Below are 2,327 nucleotides of genomic sequence, written 5' to 3'. Positions count from 1 at the left end.
GCAGAGGAAAAGGGAAAGACAGCGAATCAAAGCTTTTGTCTAACCCTGCGTTGCAGTTGACGGCGGGGGACTGTGCCGTGGTCAGAGTTTTGTGGTCTCTCAAAGTTTTATCTTGCTATCAAACTTTTGTGGTAATTCTCCCCGCCGCACCTGAACTTTATCGTTAGCAAGAAGAAGAAACTCGGAGAAGAAGTAGCTCGAATAGGAAATGGCAAAGAAAGTGAAAACAAAAACATTGACAATGTAATAATTTTGTGGTAAGATTGTTGAAGTAGAGAAAATGGGAGCAAAAGCCAGAGGAAACAGGAGCGCGCTCTTTAATCCAACTTTTGAGGTCTTTGTGGCTTTGTGTGAGAATTTAACCGCTTATTTTTTAGGTGGACATGTCATGAACTCTGAAGTTTGTATTCCTATTTGATAATTTATATGAGATGTAACATGTATGTGTTACGATAGTAATAATGATAAAAGATAAAGAATATATCGTATACCAAGGTTCAGAATACATAATTGAGTGGTATTTTGATCAGAAGGGAATTAGCGAGTCTTTTAATTATTATCAGAAATTGGATAAGGCAAGACGAATTCAATTATTAAAACTGGTAAAAAGACTTGGGGATATTGGGAAAATATATAATAAAGAATTATTTAGATATGAAGGAGAAAAAATATTCGCATTCAAACCCAAACCGGATAGATACTTATGCTTTTTCTATAGAGGGAAAAAAGTGATCATAACGAATGCATTTACGAAGAAATCTCAGAAAATTCCGATGGAAGAAAAAGCAATAAAAGCAATGAATGATTATCAAAGACGTGTAGAAGAAGGAGGCTATTATGGATAAAAAAATAAGTACATTCGAAAGAGAAATGTTCGATAATAAATTCAAAGAAGAATTTGAGAAGGAATACGAAGAATTTAATTTATCTGAAACAGTATTAGAGCTAATGCAGAGAAAGAGAATATCCGTAAAGGCATTAGCGAAAAAAGCCTATCTTTCGCCAACTATTATTCAGGAAGTAAAATCAGGTTTAAGAAAGCATGTTGCTTTTACTACAGCTTTACAGATATTAACAGCTTTGGATTGTAAACTGGAAGTTATCGATGGTAATAAACATATGCCTTTGACCTTATAAATAATATACTCGGGATGGAATTAGGAGACTTTAGTGCAGAAAGTGCAAGCCCATTGGGTAAGACACTTTGATAAGAATTTACCATAAGACTTAAATCTGATTTTGCTGAAGTTTTGCTTGTGAATTTGGTATTATCCGGGTTCTGGATAACATCCCAATTGGAATGATATACAGAAGCTGGATAACATGACAATTCGGATGATATCCAGAAAAACTATATAATAACTTGTTAGATACAAAAATATTAGGAGGTAACTATGAACAATAGCATTTCGGAGGTTGTAAAAGAATATGTTTTAGATGTAGAGGGATTATATGTTACAGTAAAAGGACGTATTTCTAAAACAGAAAACAATAAATTTAGGTGGCAAATTAGTCATTATTGTAAACCTTCTGAAACAGCAGCAGGAGTTTACAGACCATCTAACACAACATTTAACTCTTTTGATGAAGCAGAAAGAGAATTAAAACTTTATATGAATAGTTTTACTACTATAGACGTTACACCTAATGAATATTATTAATTCAGACTTCTCCAAAATAGCGAGAAGGGTTGAAGAGTTGGGGTCAGAGTTGGGGACAGGGTCAGAGTTGGGGACAGACCTCGAATTGAGAATTAACTATCAAAAAGAAGAAAAGAAAAAGAGACGGCGGGGTGCAGCTTTTTCTAACCATTCACTGCACCTGACAGCAGGGGCTGGGCGTGATTGAGATAGTTTTGTAGTTTCTCAAAGTTTTGTCTTGCTTATGAAAGTTTAGTGGTAATTCTCCCTGCTGCAGGTGAGCTCAGTCGTTAGCCCGCCGCAAAGAAACAGACTCGAAACGGAAGTGGTGAAGAAGTGACGTGGAAGAGAAACGGCGAAGAAGCGGTTCGGAGAGGAAGTGGCGAAGAAGTAGAGTGGAGCAAAAGCAGCGAAGAAATGGACTCGGAACGGAAGTGGTGAAGAAGTATCCTGGAGTAGAAATAGCGAAGAAGTGGCTTGGAAGAGGAGCAGCGAAGAACCAGATTCGGAGCAGGAGTGGTAAGGAAGTGGCTTGGAGCAGAAGCAGCGAAGAAGTAGTCTGGAGAGAAAGTGACAAAGAAATGAATTGCTAACAAAACAATGAACCTGACAGAGCAGGTTATTTTGTCGTTAGGCGTAGTGATGAGAGTACAAAAATATAACGAGGAGGGGTATAAAAATGGAAAA

General features: G+C 37.0%; 4 protein-coding genes. All 4 read left to right on the top strand.

Going from position 1 to position 2,327, the window contains the following annotated elements; all coding sequences use genetic code 11:
• The first annotated feature begins 461 nt into the window (after positions 1–461).
• Positions 462–845 carry a type II toxin-antitoxin system RelE/ParE family toxin gene (locus AB1414_19435; protein ID MEW6609586.1) on the top strand — a complete coding sequence of 128 codons (384 nt, stop codon included), beginning with the start codon at positions 462–464 and terminating at the stop codon, positions 843–845.
• Positions 838–1,137: a helix-turn-helix transcriptional regulator gene (locus tag AB1414_19430; GenBank protein MEW6609585.1), complete on the top strand. Its 300-nt coding sequence runs from the start codon at positions 838–840 to the stop codon at positions 1,135–1,137. Before AB1414_19435 ends, AB1414_19430 begins: the two co-directional genes overlap by 8 nt.
• A 257-nt stretch (positions 1,138–1,394) precedes the next feature.
• Positions 1,395–1,661, top strand: coding sequence for a hypothetical protein (locus AB1414_19425; protein MEW6609584.1), 267 nt, complete (start codon positions 1,395–1,397; stop codon positions 1,659–1,661).
• 320 nt (positions 1,662–1,981) lie between these two features.
• Entirely contained in the window at positions 1,982–2,233 is a 252-nt protein-coding gene (locus AB1414_19420) for a hypothetical protein (GenBank protein ID MEW6609583.1), read from the top strand.
• The last annotated feature ends 94 nt before the right edge of the window (positions 2,234–2,327 follow it).

It is taken from the genome of bacterium, assembly GCA_040755795.1.
GTDB lineage: Bacteria > UBA9089 > CG2-30-40-21 > CG2-30-40-21 > SBAY01 > JBFLXS01.
Note: the sequence above shows the minus strand (reverse complement) of the source record. Positions and strands in the feature narration are given on the sequence as shown.